Source organism: Brevibacillus sp. FW301-21C12A (assembly GCF_058788915.1).
Genome location: NZ_JBYTBG010000007.1, coordinates 12,042 through 34,745, shown reverse-complemented (window position 1 = coordinate 34,745; position 22,704 = coordinate 12,042). Strand labels below are relative to the sequence as shown.

The 22,704-nt window shown below is 53.5% G+C and carries 25 protein-coding genes and 1 pseudogene; 22 read left to right on the top strand and 4 right to left on the bottom strand.

Annotated elements, in window-relative coordinates; translation table 11 throughout:
* Positions 1-8 precede the first annotated feature (8 nt).
* The gene (locus AC3WQH_RS06795; RefSeq protein WP_492331957.1) at positions 9-365 is read left to right on the top strand and encodes a DoxX family protein; all 357 of its coding nucleotides are present in this window, start codon (positions 9-11) and stop codon (positions 363-365) included.
* 28 nt (positions 366-393) lie between these two features.
* Here the strand turns inward: AC3WQH_RS06795 and helD are convergent, their stop codons facing one another.
* The 3 genes from helD to AC3WQH_RS06780 form a co-directional block, all read right to left on the bottom strand.
* Positions 394-2,757: an RNA polymerase recycling motor HelD gene (helD, locus tag AC3WQH_RS06790; RefSeq protein WP_492331956.1), complete on the bottom strand. Its 2,364-nt coding sequence runs from the start codon at positions 2,755-2,757 to the stop codon at positions 394-396.
* A gap of 573 nt (positions 2,758-3,330) precedes the next feature.
* On the bottom strand, positions 3,331-3,948 hold the full coding sequence (locus tag AC3WQH_RS06785) for a DUF6143 family protein (protein ID WP_005835048.1): 618 nt from the start codon (positions 3,946-3,948) through the stop codon (positions 3,331-3,333).
* A gap of 178 nt (positions 3,949-4,126) precedes the next feature.
* The gene (locus AC3WQH_RS06780) at positions 4,127-4,501 is read right to left on the bottom strand and encodes a DUF423 domain-containing protein (protein ID WP_005835046.1); all 375 of its coding nucleotides are present in this window, start codon (positions 4,499-4,501) and stop codon (positions 4,127-4,129) included.
* A 200-nt stretch (positions 4,502-4,701) separates the two neighbouring features.
* Between AC3WQH_RS06780 and AC3WQH_RS06775 the strand changes: the two genes are divergently transcribed.
* From AC3WQH_RS06775 to AC3WQH_RS06765, 3 genes are all read left to right on the top strand, one after another.
* Positions 4,702-4,884 carry a hypothetical protein gene (locus tag AC3WQH_RS06775; protein WP_005835043.1) on the top strand — a complete coding sequence of 61 codons (183 nt, stop codon included), beginning with the start codon at positions 4,702-4,704 and terminating at the stop codon, positions 4,882-4,884.
* Positions 4,885-5,045: 161 nt separating this feature from the next.
* Entirely contained in the window at positions 5,046-6,467 is a 1,422-nt protein-coding gene (locus AC3WQH_RS06770) for a SpoVR family protein (protein WP_007781691.1), read from the top strand.
* A 139-nt stretch (positions 6,468-6,606) separates the two neighbouring features.
* Positions 6,607-7,542, top strand: a complete 936-nt coding sequence (locus AC3WQH_RS06765) for a 3-hydroxyacyl-CoA dehydrogenase family protein (protein WP_005835039.1) — start codon at positions 6,607-6,609, stop codon at positions 7,540-7,542.
* 48 nt (positions 7,543-7,590) lie between these two features.
* Here the strand turns inward: AC3WQH_RS06765 and AC3WQH_RS06760 are convergent.
* Positions 7,591-7,776, bottom strand: a pseudogene (locus tag AC3WQH_RS06760) (hypothetical protein); the annotation flags it as partial.
* A 183-nt stretch (positions 7,777-7,959) separates the two neighbouring features.
* Between AC3WQH_RS06760 and brfA the strand changes: the two are divergent.
* The 18 genes from brfA (at position 7,960) to AC3WQH_RS06670 (ending at position 22,675) form a co-directional block, all read left to right on the top strand.
* Positions 7,960-8,196 carry a ribosome rescue factor BrfA gene (brfA, locus tag AC3WQH_RS06755; RefSeq protein ID WP_005835037.1) on the top strand — a complete coding sequence of 79 codons (237 nt, stop codon included), beginning with the start codon at positions 7,960-7,962 and terminating at the stop codon, positions 8,194-8,196.
* Positions 8,197-8,247: 51 nt separating this feature from the next.
* Entirely contained in the window at positions 8,248-8,550 is a 303-nt protein-coding gene (locus tag AC3WQH_RS06750; RefSeq protein ID WP_309520847.1) for a PucR family transcriptional regulator ligand-binding domain-containing protein, read from the top strand.
* A 314-nt stretch (positions 8,551-8,864) separates the two neighbouring features.
* On the top strand, positions 8,865-9,191 hold the full coding sequence (locus tag AC3WQH_RS06745; protein WP_003842489.1) for a hypothetical protein: 327 nt from the start codon (positions 8,865-8,867) through the stop codon (positions 9,189-9,191).
* A 193-nt stretch (positions 9,192-9,384) separates the two neighbouring features.
* Positions 9,385-10,086 (top strand): TerC family protein, encoded by a 702-nt coding sequence (locus AC3WQH_RS06740; RefSeq protein WP_005835033.1) that lies wholly within the window; start codon positions 9,385-9,387, stop codon positions 10,084-10,086.
* A 2-nt stretch (positions 10,087-10,088) separates the two neighbouring features.
* A complete protein-coding gene (locus AC3WQH_RS06735; RefSeq protein ID WP_429775426.1) occupies positions 10,089-10,961 on the top strand; it encodes a LysR family transcriptional regulator in 873 nt (290 codons plus the stop codon).
* 208 nt (positions 10,962-11,169) lie between these two features.
* Positions 11,170-12,258 carry an AbrB family transcriptional regulator gene (locus tag AC3WQH_RS06730; RefSeq protein ID WP_340672954.1) on the top strand — a complete coding sequence of 363 codons (1,089 nt, stop codon included), beginning with the start codon at positions 11,170-11,172 and terminating at the stop codon, positions 12,256-12,258.
* A gap of 358 nt (positions 12,259-12,616) precedes the next feature.
* A complete protein-coding gene (locus AC3WQH_RS06725; RefSeq protein WP_005835027.1) occupies positions 12,617-12,829 on the top strand; it encodes a hypothetical protein in 213 nt (70 codons plus the stop codon).
* Positions 12,830-13,377: 548 nt separating this feature from the next.
* The gene (gene qoxA, locus AC3WQH_RS06720) at positions 13,378-14,361 is read left to right on the top strand and encodes a cytochrome aa3 quinol oxidase subunit II (RefSeq protein ID WP_005835025.1); all 984 of its coding nucleotides are present in this window, start codon (positions 13,378-13,380) and stop codon (positions 14,359-14,361) included.
* Between the two features lie 23 nt (positions 14,362-14,384).
* Positions 14,385-16,355: a cbb3-type cytochrome c oxidase subunit I gene (locus AC3WQH_RS06715; protein ID WP_005835023.1), complete on the top strand. Its 1,971-nt coding sequence runs from the start codon at positions 14,385-14,387 to the stop codon at positions 16,353-16,355.
* 2 nt (positions 16,356-16,357) lie between these two features.
* Positions 16,358-16,960, top strand: a complete 603-nt coding sequence (gene cyoC / locus AC3WQH_RS06710; RefSeq protein ID WP_025848022.1) for a cytochrome o ubiquinol oxidase subunit III — start codon at positions 16,358-16,360, stop codon at positions 16,958-16,960.
* A 1-nt stretch (position 16,961) separates the two neighbouring features.
* On the top strand, positions 16,962-17,276 hold the full coding sequence (gene cyoD, locus AC3WQH_RS06705) for a cytochrome o ubiquinol oxidase subunit IV (RefSeq protein ID WP_005835019.1): 315 nt from the start codon (positions 16,962-16,964) through the stop codon (positions 17,274-17,276).
* A 139-nt stretch (positions 17,277-17,415) separates the two neighbouring features.
* Complete coding sequence (locus AC3WQH_RS06700; protein ID WP_007781723.1) at positions 17,416-17,940, top strand: GNAT family N-acetyltransferase; 525 nt, start codon at positions 17,416-17,418, stop codon at positions 17,938-17,940.
* 193 nt (positions 17,941-18,133) lie between these two features.
* Complete coding sequence (locus AC3WQH_RS06695; protein ID WP_007781726.1) at positions 18,134-18,703, top strand: FAD-dependent oxidoreductase; 570 nt, start codon at positions 18,134-18,136, stop codon at positions 18,701-18,703.
* Between the two features lie 155 nt (positions 18,704-18,858).
* A complete protein-coding gene (locus tag AC3WQH_RS06690; RefSeq protein ID WP_005835013.1) occupies positions 18,859-20,382 on the top strand; it encodes an MDR family MFS transporter in 1,524 nt (507 codons plus the stop codon).
* A gap of 12 nt (positions 20,383-20,394) precedes the next feature.
* Positions 20,395-20,928 carry a PadR family transcriptional regulator gene (locus tag AC3WQH_RS06685; protein ID WP_007781730.1) on the top strand — a complete coding sequence of 178 codons (534 nt, stop codon included), beginning with the start codon at positions 20,395-20,397 and terminating at the stop codon, positions 20,926-20,928.
* Positions 20,929-21,016: 88 nt separating this feature from the next.
* Complete coding sequence (locus tag AC3WQH_RS06680; RefSeq protein ID WP_005835010.1) at positions 21,017-21,307, top strand: DUF3817 domain-containing protein; 291 nt, start codon at positions 21,017-21,019, stop codon at positions 21,305-21,307.
* A gap of 125 nt (positions 21,308-21,432) precedes the next feature.
* The gene (locus tag AC3WQH_RS06675) at positions 21,433-21,630 is read left to right on the top strand and encodes a hypothetical protein (protein ID WP_005835007.1); all 198 of its coding nucleotides are present in this window, start codon (positions 21,433-21,435) and stop codon (positions 21,628-21,630) included.
* 526 nt (positions 21,631-22,156) lie between these two features.
* Positions 22,157-22,675 (top strand): DUF2179 domain-containing protein, encoded by a 519-nt coding sequence (locus AC3WQH_RS06670; protein ID WP_005835003.1) that lies wholly within the window; start codon positions 22,157-22,159, stop codon positions 22,673-22,675.
* Positions 22,676-22,704 lie beyond the last annotated feature (29 nt).

Here is a 22,704-nt window from a genome sequence, read left to right as displayed (position 1 = left end):
GGGCGACTATGGCCTACGAAAAGGCGTTCACTGTCTTGCGGATGACAACAGGCTTGCTGTTTTTGCTGCACGGACTGGCGAAGCTGCAAAAGGGGATGGACGCTGTCACGCAAATGTTTGGCGATCTCGGCTTGCCGTGGTGGCTCGCCTATTTGGTGCTGGGGATCGAGTTGATCGGCGGGCTCGTCTTCCTGCTCGGCATCGGGGCGAAATACGCGGCCTGGGGGCTGGCGGGGGTCATGACAGGGACGATTGTGACCGTGAAGTGGAAGCAAGGATTTATCGGCGGATACGAGTTGGACCTGATATTGCTTGCGGTCACGATCTGCGTCGGCTTTCAGCAGACAAAAGCAAGACCCGGCTAGGGAAAAGGCGCAGCCGGGTCTTTTGCATTTATTGGTCCGTCTCCAGATGCTCGTAGCTGTCGGCAGATACAGCGGCAAGCAAAGGCGTTTTTTCCTGGCAGTAGTACAGGTGCAACTCGTGCATGGCCCGCGTGCAGGCGGTGTAAAACAGCTTGCGCTCGCTTTCCTCGCTGTAGCTTGCCGAGGACGCGTCGTAAATGATGACGGCGTCGAACTCGACTCCTTTTGCCAAGTACGCCGGGATGACGAGACAGCCGGTATCGTAGGACAAGGTCGAGGTCGTAATCAACCGGATCGGCATGCGGCTGGCCAGCCGTTCATGGGCTTGCTCGGCTTCTGCTGCCGTTTTCGTAATGACGGCAATCGTCTTGTGCCCGTTTGCCAGCAGCTTTTGGATGCGCTCTTCAATCTGCTTCGCGAGAGCGTCGCGGCTGTGCACCTTCGTCACAGTGGGCACCAGCCCCGCGCGGTTGAACGGCTCAATCCGCTCGCCGCCTTCCACCAACTGCCGCGTGAACTGGACGATGGGCAAGGTCGAGCGGTAGCTTTTCGTCAGGACGAACGTCTCCGTCTCCTGCGGTTCAAACAGCGACGCGACAGTGCCGAAGCTCTCGTTGTGGAACGCGTGCGCGTAAATCGCCTGGTTCCAGTCGCCGAGCACCGTCATTTTGGCGCGCGGAAACAGGCTCTTGATGAGCGCAAACTGGAAGGCAGAGTAGTCCTGGGCTTCATCGAGGAAAACGTGGCGGACGAGATTATTCGTCTGCTGGCCTTCCAGCCGCTCCTGCAAGTACAGGTAGGGCGGAATGTCTTCCTGGGCAAGCTGTGCCTGTTTGGTTTGCGCAAGCGTCATGGAGCAGATTGCGGGCCACGCCTCCGGAATTTGACTTTGTTCGTCCGGCAGCAGTTGACCGAGCAGTTGAGGATTGGCATAAAACTGCTCGTAAGTGGCCTTCGTATCAATAAATTGCAGCGCGGCAACAAAGTCGCGAATCGGCTGGAAATGCTGTTTGACGATCCGCTTTGCCAACAGCTCCTGTTCGCGGTCAAAGTCGTCGAACGAGTCCTCGCGAAACTGCTTTTTGCGGCGCAATTGCTGGTAGGCGGCGAATGCGTCTTTGTCGAGCATTTCCATTTCGTCCTCGACCCACGGCTGCGTCCGTTCACGCCGCTCCAGTTGCTTGACTTCTGCCAGCAATGCTCGGGCTACCAGGCTCATCCGGTTTGGAATCGGCAGGGAGGTGTCCAGCGCATAAAACAGCTCGTGGATGTGCGCGGCGGATATAAGCGTCCGGTTGCGGAATACAATCGGGCGAAACACAATGCCGGCCTGCATCAGCCGCTTGGCGTACTGATCCATGACCCGCAAAAACAGCGCGGACGATTTGAAGCGGATGGCGGCCAGCCGCGCCGCGTACTCCGGCTGGTCTTTTGCCGTAAGCACGTACTCCATCTGTTCCAGCGGGTCTTCCAGGCGAAAGTCGTCGCCAAGCCGATGCTCCGCATATTCCTGGAAGGTCGTCTGCTGCATGTTTTCCTCGCCCAGCTCCGGCAAAACCGTCGAGATGTAGCTGTTGAACAGCGAGTTGGGGGAGAACAGGACGATCTGCTCCGCAGTCAACGTCTTGCGGTAGCGGTAGAGCAAATAGGCGACGCGCTGCAGCGCCGCAGACGTTTTGCCGCTGCCAGCCGCCCCGGAGACGATCAGCAGCCGGCTTTTTTCGTTGCGGATGATCCGGTTCTGATCGCGCTGGATCGTGGCGACGATGCTGCGCATTTGCGAGTCGGCTTGTTTACCCAACACTTCCTGCAGCAGCTCGTCGCCAATCGTCACGCCTGTATCGAACATGTGGAGCAGCTTCCCGTCGCGGATGATGTATTGCCGTTTACACGTAATCTCGCCGGAAACGACTCCGCTTGGCGTATCGTACTGGGCAGGGCCCGGCGAATAGTCGTAGTACAGGCTGGAAATCGGCGCGCGCCAGTCGTAGACGAGAAAATGCTCGTCGTTTTTGTCCAATAGCGACGCGATGCCTAAATAAATGCGTTCGGAGCGAGGCTCCGTTTCTTCGCGAAAATCAATTCGGCCAAAATAGGGAGAGTGCAACAACCGCTGCATGGTACGCAACTGATGCAGGGCATGACGGTGGCTGCGCTCCCGCTCGGACAATACTTCAGCCTGCTGCTTGATGCTGACGTAAGTTTCGATCGCCTCGGTGGCATCCTCGAAGTTGACTGTCACATCGTCCCAAAAATGCTTGCGGATTCCGACAATATCTTCACTCACGACTTTTACCTGCTCCTTGAGCTCGGAAATCCGTTTGCTGATTTCTGCGACGACTGTCTCAACCCGTTGTTGCTCGTTTTGCCTGTCTTGCTCAGTAGCGCTCATGGTACCGCTCCTTTTTCATTCCCCATTTTTGATCTGAAGGTTTGACAAATGAAATCCAATGTGGTACTATTATATTGGGATTATAGTGAACATATATCGAGAAGTGACCTAAAGACCAATTTCCATTGTAGCAGACGGGAATTGGATTTTCAACATGCGTGTGTAGAAAAAATAACGGAGTCGATAACGAAGACGGTGCGAGAGGCATGCGTCTTCGTTTTTTTGTGTTTGGGTTGGGGGAAGGGGGCGGTTGGTCGCTGCTCGGCAGGGTGTAGCTTGTGGGGCTGGGTCTCGTCCTGCGCATATTTGTGCCTCGTCCGCACGATTGCATCGCGCCCGCACAAATGCGCCGTTCGCAGGATTGGGCCTCGTCCGCACAAATGCGCCGTTCGCAGGATTGGGCCTCGTCCGCACAAATGCGCCGTTCGCAGGATTGCACCGCGCCCGCAGGATTGCGCCCCGTCCACGCACTTGCGCCCCCCACGCCCGTTTGCTCCACATCCCGCACATCTGCTTCTACCCACCAAAACGTATGTAATGGGAAAAAGCATCGGGCTTTTTCCTTTTTTACTGTCATGCCTCATACAAAGGCTGCTCCCACCAGTTCACGCAAAACGAAAAGGACGACTTTTCCCCTGCATCCGGCACACGGACGACCATCGCCATTCCCGGACCGATCACCCACTGACCGTGCGGCTCGGCGCCTGTCGTTGTCAGCGGCGGGATGATCCGGGTGGACGCGAATACGCCATCCCGTTCGCCGTGAGCGCTGCCTGAGCCGAACATGATTTGCCCCTGGGCGGCGGGACAGGCAGCGAGCTGGATGTAGCCGGATGTCACCTGGCTGGACGTCTTCGCCTTGCCGATGCTGCTCGCTTTGCCAAACCAGATGTGCGCTTCGAGGGGAGCGGGAGAGAAGTTGGTGAGGAGCCACTGGTTTACGTATAAAAGGACGCTGGAGCGCAGCGGGTTGACCAGGGAAGCGAAGCCGTGCTCGCCGTCCGAAGCTTCTATTTTTTCCGTTTGTCCCATGTACGATTTGCACGGATCGGCCAGCGGGTGGGCGTAAGGGCTGTTTCTGCTCAGTTGGGCCGGGGGAGGCGGCGTGGGAAAAGGAAAGTATCCCATCTGCATGTACATGTCAGGCAGGCCGTAATAGTAGGAGGGACGCGCGTAGGGGGGCTTTGTCATGATTTCCTCTCCTTAGCGATTCAGTTAGTGCCAGCCCTACAGCATATGGCATACGTCCAGCGAGGGTGCCGCCGGGCTGAGAGGACAGAGCGGCGTGCTGGTCAGCATGCTCTCCTGAAACAAAAGAAAAACGCCCAAATCGTCGAGGATTGGGCGTAAGTGCGCAGCAAGACAGGGGTTACGAGACAACTTTCCAGGCATGGATGGCGAGCAGCGCCCAGCCCGCGAGGAACAGTACGCCGCCAATCGGCGTAATCGCGCCAAGCACCTTGATACCGGTCATCGCCAGCGTGTAGAGGCTGCCGGAGAAAATCAGCGTCCCGGCGGCAAAGCACCATCCGGCCCAGACGAGGCCCGAAGAGTCCGGGTACCATTTGAGCAGCAAGGCGACGAGCACGAGCGCCAGAGCGTGAGTCGTCTGGTAGGTCACCCCGGTATGGAAAATGCCAAGTGAATATTCGTCCAGCTTTTCTTTCAGGGCGTGAGCGCCAAATGCGCCAAGCGCGACAGAGAGAAAGCCGCTAATACTGCCCAGCAGCAAAAACAGCTTCATGCGTGATTCACTCCTTCTACGTTCTCCATTATGCACATGTGTCCACCTTTATTGTACCGCACAACGATGGCCCATGCCCAATTGCAATTTGATGAACAGCACGCCGGACAATCGTACAGACCGCTTGTCAGCTTCCGACATAGAGTGAAGTAGTGCAGCGGCTTCATTTTCAGGCTGTTGTCTAGGGAGGTGACGTGGACATGAGCAAATGGCTTTCCTTGGCAGGTGGTCTTCTCGGTGGCTACGCTTTGCTGGAAACTCCGTTGGATGGCACGTTCTTGAATGGGCTGAATCCGGTTGTGGATGGAATTGGCCTCATCACCATGCTGGTCTTCTCGGGCGCACTTATTTATACTGGCGTGCGCGACTGGTTCCAGAAATAAGGACAACACAAAACGATAACAAAGGCGCTTCCTGATGTGGGGGCGCTTTTTCTTGCTCCCAAAAACAGACAAAGACCGTTTTTTCACAAGAACGCTGGCGTCTTTTCCCCATCAGCCCCATATACATAAAGTAGGCTTTGGCGAATGGAGGGGGAAATGCAATGACAGGCGACGAGCGCAAAGAACTGGAGCGATCCATTGATGAGATCACGGAGATAGCCAAGGGGTTCAACCTTGATTTTTATCCGATGCGATACGAAATATGCCCGGCGGATATCATTTATACGTTTGGCGCGTACGGAATGCCGACCAGGTTTTCGCACTGGAGCTTCGGGAAGAGCTTCTACCGCATGAAACTCCAATACGACCTGAACCTGAGCAAAATTTACGAGCTGGTCATCAACTCCAACCCGTGCTACGCGTTTTTGCTCGACGGCAACTCCCTGATCCAAAACAAGCTGATCGTAGCCCACGTGCTGGCCCACTGCGATTTTTTCAAAAACAACATGCGCTTCTCCAACACGAATCGCGACATGGTCGAGAGCATGGCCGCCAGCAGCGAGCGGATTCGCCAGTACGAGATCGAGTACGGCAAGGAAGCGGTGGAAAACCTTCTGGATGCGAGCCTGGCGATTCAGGAGCACATTGATCCGGGCCTGCTTCGTCCCAAGCTCAGATGGAAGCGGGAGTCTGAGGAGCCGACGAAAAAAGGCAAGGTCGAGCGCACTTCGCCATACGACGACCTGTGGCGACTGGACCGCAAAGAAAAAGTCGAGGCCGATCCGGCCAAGCAAGTGCGCAAATTCCCGCCCGAGCCGGAAAAAGATTTGCTGCTGTTCATCATGGAGTACAGCGATGTGCTGGACGATTGGCAGCGCGATGTGCTGACGATTATCCGCGACGAGATGCTCTATTTCTGGCCGCAGTTGGAGACGAAGATCATGAACGAAGGCTGGGCGACCTACTGGCATATGCGCATCTTGCGCGAGCTGGATCTGACGGAGTCGGAGACGATTGAATTTGCCAAGCTGCATTCCTCGGTCATCCAGCCGTCGACGACGAGCATTAATCCATATCATTTGGGCTTGAAAATTTTCGAAGACATTGAACGACGCTGGGACAATCCGACAAAAGAAGAGCAGGAGCGCTTCGGACGCAAGCCGGGAGAGGGACGGACGAAAATTTTTGAAGTGCGCGAGCTGGAGTCGGACATCAGCTTCATTCGCAACTTCCTGACGAAAGACCTGGTGAGCGATCTGGACCTGTACATGTTCGGCAAGCAGGGCAACGACTGGGTCGTGACCGAAAAGCAGTGGGAGCAGGTGCGCGACGGGCTTGCTGCCACGCGGGTCAACGGCGGCTTCCCGTATGTGCTGGTGCACGATGGAGACTACTTGCGGACTGGCGAGCTGCTGCTCAAGCATCACTTTGAAGGACTGGAGCTGGACGTGAAGTACGTGGAGAAGACGCTGCCCTACATTTACACGCTGTGGGGAAAAAATATCCACCTGGAGACGACAGTGGAAGATCGGCAAGTGATATTTACGTACGATGGCAAAAAGGTGCACCGCCGCTTTTTGTGAAGCGAAAGAAAGCCGTACGTCCGGTGGAAGGCATAGCCGGATGTACAGCTTTTCTGCTGCGCCGGGCAGGATTTAGCCGCGGATTGTGGAAATTTTTCGAAGAAAGAGCGGTTTACCTACTTCCCGGGAGGTTCTTCACATGACAAAGCACGTAGCGGTTATCGGATCAGGGGTTATGGGGCATGGGATCGCCCAGCTTTATGCGCTGGCAGGCTTCCCTGTTTCGCTGTATGACCTGCAGGAAGAATTGCTGCACAAAGCAAAGGCGAGCATCGAACAGAGTCTGGCGCTGCTGGAACAAGAGGGAGTCATTACCGGACAAGACAAGTCCAATGCGCTGGAGCGGATTACGCTGACTACCGATTTGCAGCAGGCGGTGGCCGATGCCGATGTGATTACAGAAGCGGTGCCGGAAGTGATCGAGCTGAAGTGGCAGTTGTTTGCGACGCTGGAGCAGTACGCGAAGCCGGAGGCGATCATCGCGTCCAACACCTCGACGTTTTCGATTGCGCGGCTGATTGAAAAAGCACAGTCGCCGCACCGTTTTATCATCACCCACTTTTTCAACCCGGCGCAGCTCGTGCCGCTGGTCGAGATTGTCCGCCACGAAAAGACGGCGGAGGAAGTCGTCAGAGCGACAGTCGAGCTGATGAAGCGGATTGGCAAGGCGCCTGTGCTCCTGAAAAAAGATGTGCCAGGCTTTATCGCCAACAGGCTGCAAGCGGCGCTGATGAGAGAGGCGTTTCATTTGCTGGCGGAAGGCGTGGCTGACGCGGAGGAAATCGACACGGTCATGAAAGAAGGCATCGGGTTTCGCTGGGCGTTTGTCGGTCCGATCGAAACGGCGGACTTCGGCGGCCTCGATACGTGGAAGCGGGTTATGGACAATTTGGCGCCAGAGCTGGACCAGTCCACAACGGCTCCGGCGATCATCGCCGAGCGCGTGGAAAAAGGCGAGCTGGGAACCAAATCCGGAACGGGCATCTACGCGTACGAGCGCACCTCTGTCGCAGAAAAGCTGCATGCCAGAGATGAGCAGTTCATCCGTTTGGCCAAGCTGAAAAAAAGTCGCTAGAGCGAAAGCTGGGCACAAAAAGGTCGGGGTTGATCCCGGCCTTTTTGCGCCGAAGATGAGCAATTTTCTTGCGCCATCTGCCAAAAGCACGTTGATTTTCGCCCGGTTCACGGTTGCGATATAAATGACGTATCCGCTTCTCGATACGACAGTACGCCAGTTTCGATCGAATTCCGAACGCAGAACCCGGCTGGAGTACACTTGATTTTCCACGCGTGTCGCCGTTTTTTTCATAGAGATCAACACCTCCTGTCCCTTTCACTGTATGCAGCAGCATGGCAATGGTGTGGACAAGTGTGCGTAGATAAGCCCCTATTTTTGTTGCATCGGACTGGCAAGCGTACTATGATAGCAGCAAGGACGGCAACTGCAGTGCTATAGCCTGCAGGCGTGCCGGGGAAAAAGGAGTGAGCGAGCATGGCAAAAAGCAACGCACGCAAGCAGCGGGAAAAGCTGGCGCGGGAAGGCAAGCGCAACCCGGAGCTGAACAGAAGCATCTTCGCCTTTGCCGACATGAGGCAGCGGACGACGAAGACCAAAGCGGAAAAACTGAATCAGCAAAAGCACAAGAGGTCGTTATCCTGGCAAAGTGATGACGGCCTTTTTCGTTGCCGTTTTTCTGTCCCCTGTTTTGTGATAGCATGTAGCCAATAGCCAGCGCGATGAGGTGAATCCATGGAAAACACTCCCTTTACCGTTTAGCGGCTGCTGCAGCTACCCGTTTTTCGCGGAGCGGAAATCATGGCCGGACGCGAAGGAATTTCCAAAGAAATCTACTACATAAGCTCCGTCGAAATGCCTGATCTGACAGGGTTTCTCCGCCCGAACGAGCTGATTATCACGACAGGCTACGCGTTTCGCCACGAGCCAATGCTGCTCTGCCGGCTGCTGGATGAGATGCACCGGATCGGCAGCTCGGCAATCGGCATCAAGACGAGAAGAGTCATCCAGGAAGTGCCGCCCGAGGCGCTGTACATACCAATCAGGGAGGAACAACGATCTCGTTGAAGCAAACGATGACGAAGCACAGATCGTCCCGCCGCTACGGCTGCATGAAAGTTTTCCGGACTTTGGCGGGGAAGCGGCAGAGTAAGCAAGCAACGGGGAGCCCGTCGTCTTGTCCGCCGCGCTCATGGCGAAGCTTGTTTTCGGAATGGGTATAGCGTGAAAAAAGAAAGCCGGCCGGGGACTGGCTTTTTGGCGGAAGGGAAACGAAGGCTGCACGGAGCTTTTCGTTTGCGAACAGGCAGATTGGGTTGTAGGAAACGGCGGGATTGCTTATGCTAGGAGGACAGCTATAAGCAGAAATGAGGCATGCGCGAATGAATGAGCGTGTTACTGGCGCGTCCAGCCCAGCCGTCCATCCCGAGTGCGCGAGGGCGATCCGGCAGCTTTTGCAGTTGCAGGAGCCGAAGCGCGAAGACTTTTTGGCGCTTCGCACGTACGGCAATGATCGTTATTCGTCCATGGGCTGGGAGGAACTGCAATCGTATATAAATGAAAAGACGGTAGTCATCGTCGAGCAGTTTGAAAACGAGCAAAACATCATGTCCGCGCTGCGCTGGGTTGCGCGAGGGCTGCCCGTCTGGCACGCGATTCGCAAAGTGAAGGCGGATTACTCCGTGTACGGATACAAGGGGCAAAGCTGAGCGGGCTACTCGCACCAGCCTCGCCCGGCACGTCCAAAATGCAAAGAGAAGAAAAGTCTGTCAGAGTGGCAGACCTTTTCTATTTTTGATAACGCTTACGGCAAAAAAGTGCAGGCAAATCCGAAAAAAATACTGCACGCGAAAATGAAAAGGTCTATTATTGTCACTATCATCATCTTTGGAGGGGGCCATCATGACAGAATTCTTACTTAGCTTACTACAGATCATCATCGTCAATCTGGTCTTGAGTGGGGACAACGCCGTCGTGATCGCGCTGGCTTGTCGCAACTTGCGTCCAGAGTTGCAAAAGAAAGCAGTCTTCTGGGGCGGCTTCGGAGCGATCGGACTGCGGGTCATCCTGACCTTTATTGCTATTTGGCTGCTCCAGATCCCGTTTGTTCAGGTGGTCGGGGGACTTTTGCTCATCTGGATTGCCGTCAAGCTGCTGAAGGGCGAGGAAGAGGAGACCCATATTGGCGGCGGCTCGAACATGTTGGAGGCGCTGAAAACGATTATTTTTGCCGACCTCATCATGAGTCTGGACAACGTTATTGCTGTGGCGGGGGCTGCGAACGGAAACATGCTGCTCGTCGTCATCGGACTTGCCGTCAGCATCCCGCTGATTATTTGGGGCAGCCAGTTGCTGATGCTTTTGATGAACCGTTTTCCGGTCATCGTGCTGTTGGGGGCGGCTTTGCTCGGTTACACCGCAGGCGAGATGATCGTCGGCGACAAAGTAGTCGGAGCGTTTCTGGAAGGGGTGTTGCCAGCGCTGCACATCATTTTGCCGGTCGCTTTGGCACTGGTGGTCATTGCTGTTGGCACGTACCTGAAGCGCAAGCGTGAAAAATCAGGGGAGGACCGCGTCGCACAAGACCACGCGGAGACACTGTAGCCATGGAATATCGGGACTGGTCGATTCTCCAGACGCTTTATCGGGAACAAAACATCACCCGGACGGCAAAAAGTCTGTACTTGTCCCAGCCTGCCCTGACCAAACGGCTGCGGCAGATCGAAAAAGAGTTTGGCGTGCAAATTGTCCAGCGCGGCAGGCGAGGCGTCCACTTTACGCCAGAAGGGGAGTATTTGGCGAGTTGCGCGGATGAAATGCTTTTGCGTCTGCGCAAAATCAAGGAGCACGTCGCCAATATGGGCGAGCAGGTGAGCGGCACGCTGCGGCTGGGCGTCTCCAACTATTTTGCCCACTACAAGCTGCCAGGTCTGTTGAAGCTGTTCAAGCAGGAGTATCCGCTGGTAGAGTTCAAGGTCGTGACGGGCTGGAGCAAAGACGTGTACCAGTCTGTGTACAACCAGGATGTGCACGTCGGTTTTGTTCGCGGCAATTACAATTGGCCGGATGGGAAGCTGCTGTTGTTTGAGGAGAGCGTGTGCATCGTCTCCAAAGACCCCGTCGATGTAGCCGACCTGCCGCGCCTGCCGCGCATTGACTACAAGACAGACCCGCTATTGCAGGCGCTGGTGGACAGTTGGTGGGCCGAAAACTACTCTTCGCCGCCCCGGATCGGAATGGAAGTGGACAAGGCGGATACGTGCGGCGAAATGGTCGCAAACGGACTCGGCTACGCCATTCTCCCCCGCCTGGTCGCAAACGGCAAACAAAACTTGTACCTGATCGAAATTAAGGACGCCGCGAACAAGCCCGTCAAGCGCAGCACCTGGATGTTTTACCACAAGGCTTCCCTGGAGCTGCAAAATGTGAGAGCCTTCGTGAACTTCATGCAGCGCATGGATTTTCCGCATTCGTATTAAACGCCAACAGAGCGGGCGACCAGCCGCGGACCGCTGCTTCGAGAACAGGATGACTTCTCGAAGGCAGCGTTTTTCTTTTTCTGCCATTCGCGCAAGGAATCGTCCGCGATAACGAATGGCTATTTTTCAGATGGCTTTTTCTGGCGTACACTGGAGGTACAGCAAGAGAGCAACAAAAGCAACGTCAGACAAGAAAAGAGGGATCAGCATGCTTTTGCTTTTGCTTCGCATATTGCTCACGCTGCTGCTCGGTTCAGCGGGAGGCTGGCTGTTTGCCGAGGTGCTTCACAGCCCGCTGCCGTGGTTGATCGGTTCCTTGCTGGCGACTGTCGCGGCGACCATGCTCGGGGTGCAAAAGCTGTGGATTCCGGGCTGGTTCCGTCAGGCGGGACTGATTGTGATCGGCATATCGCTTGGCCTGCGCATGACGCCGGATATTTGGCAGACCATGACAGATCATATCGGTTTGATGCTGATCGCCACGCTGCTCACAGTGCTAATCAGCCTGCTCAACGCGTGGATTTTTTACAAAATGGGCAAGGTCGATCGGGTTACGGCGATCTTCAGCAATATTCCCGGCGGTCTGTCGGAAATGGTGACGATCGGCCAGTCTGTCGGCGGCAATCAACAGGTGATCTCGATTTTTCACTCGATTCGTGCGGTGACGATCGTTTTGTGCACGCCATTTTTAATCTCCTGGCTGTTTGACGGGCACGCCTCGTCTGTGGTGCTGTCGACAGGCGGTCACGTGCTGGAGTGGCTCCCGACCATTTTGCTTGTCACAGCCAGTCTGATCGGTGCGCTGGTGGCTACCCGCTGCTCCATTCCTGCGCCGTATTTGCTTGGCCCGTTGCTGATTGCCGCACTCGTCTCCCTGAATACACCGTGGACGGGCGAGAATCCGGCGCTGGCAGGAGGGCTGGTCAAAGCCGCGCAAGTGTGGATCGGAGTAAGCATCGGGCTTGGTTTTCGCAAAGAAAACATCCGAAAACAAAAGCGTTTTTTCCTGCTCGGCGCCATACATTCGCTGCTGCTGTTCGGCATGGTGACGGCGATGGCTGTGGGCCTGGCCTATTTCGCCAACATAGAAGTGGCGACGAGCATTTTGGCGACGGCGCCTGGCGGAATTGCCGAAATGAGCTTGACCGCCATGTCGATCGGGGCAGATCCGCTGCTCGTGACGGCCTTCCAGTTGTTTCGCGTCCTGTTTGTGCTCACGCTGTTTTCCTTCGGCGGGCGTAGCTGGGGAAAACGGCATCGGGCCGAGGCGGCAGCGACTTTGGACAGAACGGCCTGACGTTGGCAAAACGGAGGGCGGCAACAAAATCCGGCAGCATCAATGAGCAATAACAGAATCCGGTAGCACCAAGCGAATACGAAAGCCTGCAGCCTGTTTGCGAACAGCGAAGCTGCAGGCTTTTTTTATTGGGACAAGCAAAAATCTTCAACCGATCAACAAAAAGCGCCGTTTCACAATTAAGACACAAAGGAAAAATGTAACAATCGCTAGTTCAATAGGTTTGTGGAAAAAGTTTTGACAAATTTTCAATAAAAATTTGAACAAAACATGAACAAAAAGTGAATTTTGTGTTACAATAAGTTCAACAAAGAAAACGACGCAAGGTAAAATTCCAAAACGACAGGGGTTTTGAACCATGAATACAGATAAAAAAGCTGCTGACTTGCTGAGATGGATCGCTTGGACAGCAATTGCAATCGGCGGATTGTTGATGGCGTTTACTGCAAGCGATTTCAGAGCGGAGAACTTCCCGTTGATGGTATCCATCGGATTTTTGATCGCAGGCATGAACATTTTCATCATGAGCACGGTTTTCCGCTTGATGAATCTGCGCAAACAAGAAGTGTAACAAAACGATGCCAAATCCATAAAGGAAACCTCTCATTTCTTCCTTATATAATGAGAGGTTTTTTGTTGCCTGTAGCTGAAAAATAACGGAAACAATAGCGGAAAAACCGAACACCGCTTACGCAAATGCGCGGCGTAGCCTTCTTTTTGGAGCTGTCCAAGAGGAAGGCTTTTTTTATTTAAATTGAAAGCACAAAACGGAGGCGATCAAACTGGATATTATATCCATATTTGGGTGTGGTTGTGCATCCGAGGGGATTCCTAACAAGAATTTGAGCAACTCGTGACTGCTTCGTGAACACTTTGTCACAGAAAAGCTACGAATTATTGAACGTCCGAAAAAACAAGTACAAAAGTTGAGCGTCTCTGCTAGTATGTATATGCGGTTATCTGGTATGTTCACTTTCGTTAAAAAAATCTCTGCTGAGTCCTGTTCGAAGATGGATTCCATCCTCTGCGTGAAAGACTCAGAGGGGAGGCGAACGCGAATAGCGGATGCACCATCAGTTTAGATGCTTGTTGTTTTGTGAAAGAGGAGGGATTAGGAGAATGATTGGAGGAAAAATGCTGAGGCAAATCCACTTTTGGATCTTGGCAGCGTTGACCACCGTCCTGCTTTCAGGCTGTGGTAGTGAGTATCTTGTCTTGAATCCTAAGGGGCCTGTAGCAGAGACGCAGTACAATCTCATTATTATTTCCACTATATTGTGCGCTGTCATCATCGTTCCGGTTCTTGCGCTTACCGCTTTTATCGTCTATCGATATCGGGACAAACCGGACAACAAGGCACCTTACAAGCCAGAGTGGGCACACAACACGGCCCTCGAAGCAATCTGGTGGGGGATTCCGGTGGTCATCATTGCGATCCTGGGATACTTTACCGTTCGCGATACGTATGTGTTGAAAGAGTCTCCGAATAAAGAAGTAGCTCCAATGACGGTACAAGTGACCGCGTTGGATTGGAAATGGATGTTTACTTACCCTGAGCAAAACATTGCGACGGTCAACCACCTGGAGATTCCGGTTGGCGTACCGGTTCACTTCCAGATTTCTGCGGAAGCGCCAATGAACTCTTTCTGGGTACCATCGCTTGGCGGCCAGGTTTACGCGATGGCAGGGATGGCGACCGAGCTGTACTTGCAAGCTGACGAGCCGGGCGAATACGCCGGATTCAGCTCCAACTTCTCCGGTGAAAAATTCGCTCACATGCAGTTCAAAGTTGTAGCGAAGCCGAAAGAAGAGTTCGACCAGTGGGTCAAAGAAGTAAAAGGCACGAGCCCAGCAATGACGAAAGAAGATTACAACGAGCTGAAAAAACAAGGATTGTCCGAGAAAAAGCTGTACTCTGCATTCCCGGAAGGCTTGTTTGAAGAGATTGTGCAACGATACAGCCATGGTCACGATATGGACCATGTGATGAAAAAACAGCCTGCTCCGACAGGTGACAAGTCAAAAGAAACTTCGCAAGAGACGCAACAGTCGACTGATATGAGCAACATGCATGGAATGGATCATTCCAGTATGAAACATTAGGCGAAAGGGAGGAGGAATACCACGTGTGGGAGGACATTAAAGAATTTGCATCCACGTTCTTCGTAACTGGTGACCCACTGATTTACGGTGCGGACGTATCGATTGTGCTGACAATGCTCGCGATCGTGTTTGTCCTGACCAAATATAAAAAATGGGGTTGGCTCTGGCGTGAATGGCTGACTACCGTTGACCATAAACGTATCGGGATCATGTACCTGATTTCATCGCTTCTCATGCTGTTCCGCGGTGGGGTTGACGCCCTGCTGATGCGTCTGCAGTTGGCATTCCCGAATCTGGAATTTTTGCATGCCGATCACTATAACGCGATCTTTACCACTCACGGTACGATCATGATTTTGTTCATGGCGATGCCGATGATGTTCGGTTTGTTCAACATGGTCGTTCCGCTGCAAATCGGGGCGCGCGACGTTGCGTATCCGTTTTTGAACGCACTCAGCTTCTGGCTGTTTTTCCTTGGGGCGATGCTGTTCAACCTGTCTTTCGTTATCGGGGGGTCCCCGGACGCAGGTTGGCTGTCTTATCCGCCATTGTCGCAAAATGATTTCAGTCCAGGACCAGGACAAAACTTCTGGATCTGGGGGATTCAAATCTCCGGTATCGGTAGTTTGGCAACAGGTATCAACTTTATCGTAACGATTCTCAAAATGCGTGCACCAGGTATGACGCTTACCAAAATGCCGCTGTTTAGCTGGTCTGTTCTGTCGTCCAGCATCATGATTATTTTTGCTTTCCCGATCTTGACTGTCACCATCGCACTTTTGTTCCTTGACCGCTTTGCAGGTGCGCACTTCTTCACGATGGATGGCGGCGGTAACCCGATGATGTACCTGAACCTCATCTGGATGTGGGGTCACCCTGAGGTGTACATCGTAGTTGTACCAGCGTTCGGTATTTTCTCTGAAGTTGTGGCGACATTCTCGCGCAAACGCATTTTCGGTTACAAATCCATGGTGTGGGCTTTGATGGCAATTGCGATCGCGTCCTTCTTCACATGGGCTCACCACTTCTTCACAATGGGTACAAGCGCCAGCGTTATCGCCTTCTTTGCGATCTCGACGATGGTCATTGCGATTCCGACCGGTGTGAAGGTGTTTAACTGGCTGTTTACGATGTTCCGTGGTCGGATATCCTTTAAACAACCGATGCTGTGGACCATTGCGTTCATTCCTTGCTTCCTCGTAGGGGGAGCGACAGGTGTCATGCTGGCGGTAGCTCCGGCAGACTACCAGTACCACAACAGCTACTTCCTGATCGCCCACTTCCACCAAGTGTTGATCGGTGGGGTTGTGTTCGGTTACCTGGCAGGTATTTACTACTGGTGGCCAAAACTGTTCGGCTTCAAGCTGGATGAGAAGCTGGGACGTTGGGGCTTCTGGTTCTGGAACATCGGTTTCTATATTTGCTTCATGCCGCAATACGCGCTTGGCTTTATGGGTATGACTCGCCGTTACTACACATACGGCTGGGATCGCGGTTGGGAAGACCTCAACCTCGTATCGACTGTCGGTGCGTTCATGATGGGGATCGGCTTCATTTTCCAAGTATGGCAAATCGCTTACAGCATCAAGCACGGAGAACGGGATACGACAGGGGACCCATGGGATGCACGTACCCTGGAGTGGTCGATTCCATCTCCAGCGCCGTTCTACAACTTCGCCGTCGTTCCGCATGTGAAAGAAGCGGATGACTGGTGGGCAACAAAACAAGCAAAAGCAAATGGCACGTATAAACAAGAGCCGGCGCATTTGGAACCGATTCATATGCCGAAGAACTCTGGTATTCCGATTATCATGTCGACCTTCTGGTTCTTGATCGGATTTGGATTCACCTTTGGATGGGTATGGATGGCCGTAGTTGGATTCATCGGAGTTGCCGTGTGCATGTGGGTACGCTCCTTCCAATATGATACGGATTATTACGTACCGGTGGATGAAGTGCGTCGCACGGAGGCTTCACTGGGGAGGGTGTTGTAATGATGGCTAATCATCACGACCATAGTCATGGCCACGACCATCATGAAGAGCATGAGCAACTAAAGGTTCTTGGCTTCTGGATTTTCGTTGTTACGGACTGCATTTTGTTCGGTACGCTGTTTGCCACCTATGCAGTAATGATGCATAGCTTTGCAGGCGGACCGACTGGAAAAGAACTGTTTGAAATGCCTGGGATCATCGCTTCAACTTTTATCCTGTTGACCAGCAGCTTTACGAGCGGACTTGCTGTGCTGGCGATGAACAAAGGAAAAGTAAAAGAACTGATCGGATGGCTGGCGGTTACAGCCGTCCTGGGTCTGGCCTTCGTCGTGCTGGAGATCAACGAGTTTACGCACTTGGCGCATGAAGGAGCAACCATCGCGACTAGCGGTTACTGGTCCGCCTTCTTCACCCTGGTTGGAACGCACGGGTTGCACGTAACCATCGGTCTGTTCTGGATGGTCGCGCTGATGATGCAGTTGAAGCGCCGCGGTATCAATGCGGTGACTCGCCGCAAAATCACCAACCTGAGCTTGTACTGGCACTTCCTGGACGTTGTGTGGATCTTCCTCTTCACAGTCGTCTATCTGATGGGGGTGATGTAAGATGACACAACATCAAAATCATGGCAATCACGATCACGGGTCGCTGAAGTCGTACGTCATAGGCTTCGTCCTCTCGATTGTGCTGACCATTATCCCGCTGGTGCTGGTCATGAACCAGATGCTCGAAAAAACGGCTCTCGTAATCACGATCTTGGTGATGGCCATCTTGCAATTCGTTGTTCAACTGTTCTTCTTTATGCACATTCGCGAGGGAGAAAAACCGCGCTACAATGTACAGACATTGATCCTCGGTCTCGTGATCGTGTTTACGATCATCGCAGGTTCCATCTGGATCATGATGTTCAACAAATACTAAGCAGCATTATAGGGAAAAAGCCAAAAGGCGTGAGTCAAGCGATCGGTTGCTTGTCTCGCGCCTTTTTCTTGCTCCGTCATGTTTAGCGTGCTAAGATAGACGGAAATTATTGACAGCACATTCGAAAGGCAGTGGGAGTATGGCAGAGCAGCTCGCTTTGGTCAAGCCTTCCGCCCGGCGACAGCAGGAGTATTTGGCTTATTACGAAGAATGGAAGCAAAGCGGGGAACCGTTTGTCCCTTGGGTGGCCGGGCGCGAGCCGTACGATTTTGGCGCTTACCTGGCGTTTCTTGCCAGCGAGGGAAGCGAAGAAAGTATTCCGGCCGGCTGGGTTCCGCACTCAACCTACTGGCTGGTGAACGGCGAGGACAAAATCTTGGGGGTAGTCAACATTCGCCATCGCCTGAACGAGCATTTGTACAACGCAGGCGGCCATATCGGCTACGGCATCCGGCCGAGCGAAAGACGAAAAGGCTACGCGACGGCGATTCTCGCGCTCGCGCTGGACAAGACGAGAGAGCTTGGCCTGGAGCGGGTACTGGTTGTGTGCGATCGGGACAATACCGGCTCGGAAAAAACAATTCGCGGCAATGGCGGGGTGTTGGAATCCGAGTTCACGGAAGCGGACGGCAATGTGGTGCGGCGGTATTGGATTGCATTGTGACAGAGCCAATCCCAGCGATTAAGACGCTACCAGTGACAAAGGCTATCGTTTTCTTAAAAAAAGGCACACGCGTCCTTTCTATTTTTACCTGCCGCAAAGTTCGCGAATGTTTTTACTGCCGCCAACCCTTTTCTTTTTCAAAACAAAGTATATAATTATGTTGTGTAACGTATTTTGGAAAGGGGAGATTTCTTTGTTTGATATCGTGATTGTTGGAGCAGGCCCAGCGGGTGGAAGCGCAGCATTGTTTGCCGCGAAGGCGGGGAAAAAGACGTTGTTGATTGACAACGACAAGAGCATGACCAAACGCGCGTGGATGGAAAACCACTATGGCATCATGGAAATCTCGGGCCCTGACCTGATCGAGACAGGGAAAAAGCAGGCTGCCAAATTCGGGGCCGAGCTGGTGGAAGACCAGGTAACCAACGTGAAGAAAACCGAGCAAGGGCTGGTCGTGGAGACAGCGGAAAAAGGCTCGTTCGAAGCGAAGCATGTCATTTTGGCGACAGGCGCGGTAGTGGCGCTCGCCGAAGAGATTGGCGTCAAGACAAAAGAGGGCACCGAGCCGCGCATCAAGTCGATCGTAGACGTTGACGCACAAGGAAAAACGAACATCGAAGGCATTTGGGCGGCAGGCACGTGCGCAGGCGTGAGCGTACATACGATCATTACCGCTGGCGACGGGGCGAAAGTCGCGATTAACGTCATCAGCGAGCTGAACGGCGAGCGTTATGTCGATCACGACGTGTTGAAAACAAACTGAGCTTTAGATGTACAGGCACCTTCTCTTTTCTGAAGAGAAGGTGTTTTTTCGCAGCAGTAGCAAACGGTTCCTGCCCTATATTTTGCAGACATATGGTCAAATTTGAATATAATAGACTATATTAGTTTGATTTGACTGTTAGGAGGAAAACGGCAATGATTGCCAAGGAAAGCAACGTAAATTTTGTCGTCGCAGCGCTCATGCTGGGGCTGTTGATCGCGTCCATGGACAACACGATTGTGGCGACAGCGATGGGGACGATTGTGGGCGAGATGGGCGGCATGGACAAATTCGTCTGGGTGACGTCCGCGTACATGGTCGCGACGATGGCCGGGATGCCGATTTTCGGCAAGCTGTCCGACATGTACGGGCGCAAGCGGTTTTATATTTTCGGCCTGATCGTTTTTTTAGTGGGCTCCATTTTGTGCGGGACGGCGAGCAGTATTGTCGAGCTGAGCATTTATCGCGCGATTCAGGGGATTGGCGGCGGCGCGTTGATGCCGATTGCCTTCACGATCATTTTTGATGTGTTTCCGCCGGAAAAACGCGGGAAAATGACTGGGCTGTTCGGGGCGGTTTTCGGTACGTCCAGCGTGTTCGGGCCGCTGCTTGGCGCGTACATTACGGAGTATGTCAGTTGGCACTGGATTTTTTACATCAACGTGCCGATCGGGGCTTTGTCGCTCTGGTTTATCAGCGTGTACTACAGAGAGTCGCTGGAGCACCGCAAGCAAAGCATCGACTGGTGGGGAGCGATTACGCTTGTCGGAGCGATTGTCAGTCTGATGTTTGCCCTGGAGCTTGGCGGCAACCAGTACGCCTGGGATTCCGTGCAGATCATCGGGCTGCTCGCAGCCTTTTTGCTTTTGTTCATCATCTTTTTGTTCGTGGAAACGAAAGCGTCCGAACCGATTATTTCGTTTGCGATGTTCAAGCAGCGGCTGTTTGCGACGACGAACGCGGTCGCGCTGCTGTATGGCGCGGCTTTTATCATTACGACCGTCTTTTTGCCGATCTTTATCCAAGGGGTGTACGGCGGGTCTGCGACCAACTCCGGCCTGCTTTTGACGCCGATGATGCTCGCCTCTGTCTGCGGCAGCCAACTGGGCGGGTTTCTCACGACGAAGACGAGCTTCCGCAACATCATGCTGTTGTCCGCTGTCTTTTTCGTACCGGGGATTTTCCTGCTGAGTACATTGTCGCCCGACATGGCTCGTTCGACGGTCACGGTGTACATGATTTTGACTGGCTTTGGCGTCGGCTTTTCTTTTTCCGTATTGGGGATGTCGGCGATTCACGGCTTCGACATGCGGCAGAGAGGCTCGGCCAGCTCGACCAACTCTTTTTCCCGCTCGCTCGGCATGACGCTGGGCATTACCGTATTTGGCATCTTGCAGCGCAACCAGTTTGAAAACGGCATGGCTTCGACTTTTTCGGGGCAAGGAGCTGTCGGGGCGATCACGGACCCGCGCGCGATCTTGACGCCGGAAGCGCGGGCGGCTATCCCGGCTCCTGTGCTGGAGACGATCACGGACATTCTCGCTTCCTCGATTGCTCAGACGTTCATGTGGGCGCTCGTTCCTGCCATTCTCGCCGTCATCTGTATTGCGCTGATGGGGAACGAGAGTGCGCTCGGCAGGGCCAAAAACGCACCGCAAGCAAACCCGGAACGCGGGTAAGAGGAGAGGGTCATGAGTCTGAAATTGCTTATTTTAGGGCTGCTGATGGAAGGGGAGCGACACCCGTATGAAATCCAGCAGCAAGTGAAGACGCGAGGAATCGACTGCTACGTCAAGTACGCCAAAGGCTCCCTCTACTATGCGATCAATCAGTTGGAAAAGGGTGGGATGATCGAGGTTACGCAAGTCATTCGCGAGTCGAACCGCCCGGATAAGACAATGTACCGGATCACCAAAAAAGGGGAGGCAGAGTTCCAGGAGCTGCTTTTGCAGGAAATGCGCAAGCCGATGCAGTTGACAAACCCGATCTACGCAGCTCTGACTTTTGCTTCCCACGGCGATCCGGCGAAAATGGGAGAGGCGCTTGCTACAAACATCGAGGAGGTACAGCGGCAGGCTGCCTTGCTCGAATCGATTCTCGAGCAGCAGCGAGCGCGGCTGGATTGGGGAGCGAGGACGATTTTGCTCGGGGCGATCGAGCATCTGCAGGCAGAAGTGCGCTGGTTGGAGCGCATCCGCGAAGAAGCGTGGGGCCGCCAGTTTTGAATTTATTATGAACATTGGGCAATTCCCATCATTCTGATAGTTTTTCATTTATAATGATGATAATTACAGGCAAGGATGGTATCCGCTCATGATGAATACCGCACTCGGACGTTTTCGCGTCATCGGCATTATCGAAGGAATCTCGTATTTGGTATTGCTCTTGATTGCCATGCCGCTAAAGTACTATCTCGACTTTCCGGCCGCTGTAAAAATCGCCGGCTCGCTGCATGGGCTGTTTTTTGTCCTCTATATTTTGGCACTGGCGCATGTTACATTTAAAGACAGATGGTCTGTTCTCAAGGTGATTGGGGCGTTTATCGCGTCGCTCTTGCCATTCGGCAACTTCGTTCTGGATGCACGATTGAAAAAAGAGCAATAAAACAGCAGAGTTTGCAGCGAAAAAAGGCGGGTCAGCGTACCCGTCTTTTGAGCACCATCAGACAGAACCGATCATACATAAGCGCAACGCTGTTCAAATATGGATCGCGATGGGGGAGGATCTGTGTGGAGACCAGAATTTTGGCAGGTGTTCTTTTATGGGATAACGAAGGGCAATACGTTCTCGAAACCGGGATGGAGAATCGGTACAAGCTGGTGCTGCCACAGATCATCACATTTACGCAAAGCGATGAAAAAGTGGCGTCAGATGAATTGGGCGAGCAGCACGTCGGCAAAAACGTGATTGCCAGATGCTTTGTGTGAGCGAGGGTAGGCACGAGCCTATTCTGGAACGAAAAACGACAGACTATTCCGAAAAATAAAGGGGCGATGCACATGGAACTGCGCGAGCGATATACAAAAACAGGCGGAAATCAAAGGCTCCGGGTACGTCGTGGAATCGCTGGAAGCGGCGCTGCCTGGGCGGATGCTCGACCTGCTCGCGAAAAAAGAGTGGATAGAAGCGCTGGCGGGTAAATTGTACGAGCACAGCCGCGCCTAATCAGCCTCTCGCGGGGAAAAACCGACCGCACGAGCGGATTCAGGATTCACGCTGCCGTTGCAGGCTGGCTCAAGTATCCAGTCGGCAGCTTCGGCTGGGGATTTTGCGCAGTTCCGCACGTCGCCTAGCCTGCTCGTGCCGCCCTTTCCGACCGAGCAAGCACGGCTTGCGGTGGAAGATTTTTGCGCCTTTTTCCGTCTGGATTTTGCCTGGAAGATCGATTATATTGTAGTAATTGTGAGTACATAACATATTGGCCCGAGTAGATTCGGGTGGGGGTAGGGGAGCATGGGCTTCGAGTTTGTGTGGATCATCATCGGGATCAATATTTTGTACGTGTCGTTTTTCACGTTGCGACTGCTGATGGTGATTAAAGGGTATCGTGTGCTCGCTTCGCTGTTGGCGATGGTGGAAGTATTCGTCTATTTGAAAGGACTCGCGATTGTACTCGACAACCTGGACAATCCGGTCAACCTCGCCGCGTACTGTATCGGCTGGGGAATGGGTGTGTACATCGGCAGCAAAATCGAGGAGTATTTGGCCTTGGGCTATGTCACCTTGCAGGTAGTGGTCGATTCCGTCGACCTGGATGTTCCTGTGCGGCTGCGCGAGCACGGCTTCGGCGTCACCTCCTGGGTGGCAGAAGGCCGGGACGGGCACCGCCTCATGATGCAGGTGCTGACCAAGCGCAGCAACGAAAAAAAGCTGTGGCAGCTCATTCATGAGATCGCGCCAAAAGCGTTTGTCATTTCTTTTGAGCCGAAAAACTTGAAGGGCGGCTTCTGGGTCAACCGCCTGCGCCAGTAGGAGCAGCCGTTCCATTTCCATTTGTAAAA

Bases quoted from the DNA above. Each gene is read 5' to 3' on its own strand.
- cyoD (WP_005835019.1), top strand. From the start codon at position 16,962: ATGACACAACATCAAAATCATGGCAATCACGATCACGGGTCGCTGAAG.
- AC3WQH_RS06740 (WP_005835033.1), top strand. From the start codon at position 9,385: ATGACAGAATTCTTACTTAGCTTACTACAGATCATCATCGTCAATCTG.
- AC3WQH_RS06700 (WP_007781723.1), top strand. From the start codon at position 17,416: ATGGCAGAGCAGCTCGCTTTGGTCAAGCCTTCCGCCCGGCGACAGCAG.
- cyoC (WP_025848022.1), top strand. From the start codon at position 16,358: ATGGCTAATCATCACGACCATAGTCATGGCCACGACCATCATGAAGAG.
- AC3WQH_RS06795 (WP_492331957.1), top strand. From the start codon at position 9: ATGGCCTACGAAAAGGCGTTCACTGTCTTGCGGATGACAACAGGCTTG.
- AC3WQH_RS06670 (WP_005835003.1), top strand. From the start codon at position 22,157: ATGGGCTTCGAGTTTGTGTGGATCATCATCGGGATCAATATTTTGTAC.
- AC3WQH_RS06765 (WP_005835039.1), top strand. From the start codon at position 6,607: ATGACAAAGCACGTAGCGGTTATCGGATCAGGGGTTATGGGGCATGGG.
- AC3WQH_RS06785 (WP_005835048.1), bottom strand. From the start codon at position 3,948: ATGACAAAGCCCCCCTACGCGCGTCCCTCCTACTATTACGGCCTGCCT.
- AC3WQH_RS06685 (WP_007781730.1), top strand. From the start codon at position 20,395: ATGAGTCTGAAATTGCTTATTTTAGGGCTGCTGATGGAAGGGGAGCGA.
- brfA (WP_005835037.1), top strand. From the start codon at position 7,960: ATGGCAAAAAGCAACGCACGCAAGCAGCGGGAAAAGCTGGCGCGGGAA.
- AC3WQH_RS06745 (WP_003842489.1), top strand. From the start codon at position 8,865: ATGAATGAGCGTGTTACTGGCGCGTCCAGCCCAGCCGTCCATCCCGAG.
- AC3WQH_RS06690 (WP_005835013.1), top strand. From the start codon at position 18,859: ATGATTGCCAAGGAAAGCAACGTAAATTTTGTCGTCGCAGCGCTCATG.
- AC3WQH_RS06735 (WP_429775426.1), top strand. From the start codon at position 10,089: ATGGAATATCGGGACTGGTCGATTCTCCAGACGCTTTATCGGGAACAA.
- AC3WQH_RS06770 (WP_007781691.1), top strand. From the start codon at position 5,046: ATGACAGGCGACGAGCGCAAAGAACTGGAGCGATCCATTGATGAGATC.
- AC3WQH_RS06780 (WP_005835046.1), bottom strand. From the start codon at position 4,501: ATGAAGCTGTTTTTGCTGCTGGGCAGTATTAGCGGCTTTCTCTCTGTC.
- AC3WQH_RS06725 (WP_005835027.1), top strand. From the start codon at position 12,617: ATGAATACAGATAAAAAAGCTGCTGACTTGCTGAGATGGATCGCTTGG.
- helD (WP_492331956.1), bottom strand. From the start codon at position 2,757: ATGAGCGCTACTGAGCAAGACAGGCAAAACGAGCAACAACGGGTTGAG.
- AC3WQH_RS06680 (WP_005835010.1), top strand. From the start codon at position 21,017: ATGATGAATACCGCACTCGGACGTTTTCGCGTCATCGGCATTATCGAA.
- AC3WQH_RS06730 (WP_340672954.1), top strand. From the start codon at position 11,170: ATGCTTTTGCTTTTGCTTCGCATATTGCTCACGCTGCTGCTCGGTTCA.
- qoxA (WP_005835025.1), top strand. From the start codon at position 13,378: ATGATTGGAGGAAAAATGCTGAGGCAAATCCACTTTTGGATCTTGGCA.
- AC3WQH_RS06775 (WP_005835043.1), top strand. From the start codon at position 4,702: ATGAGCAAATGGCTTTCCTTGGCAGGTGGTCTTCTCGGTGGCTACGCT.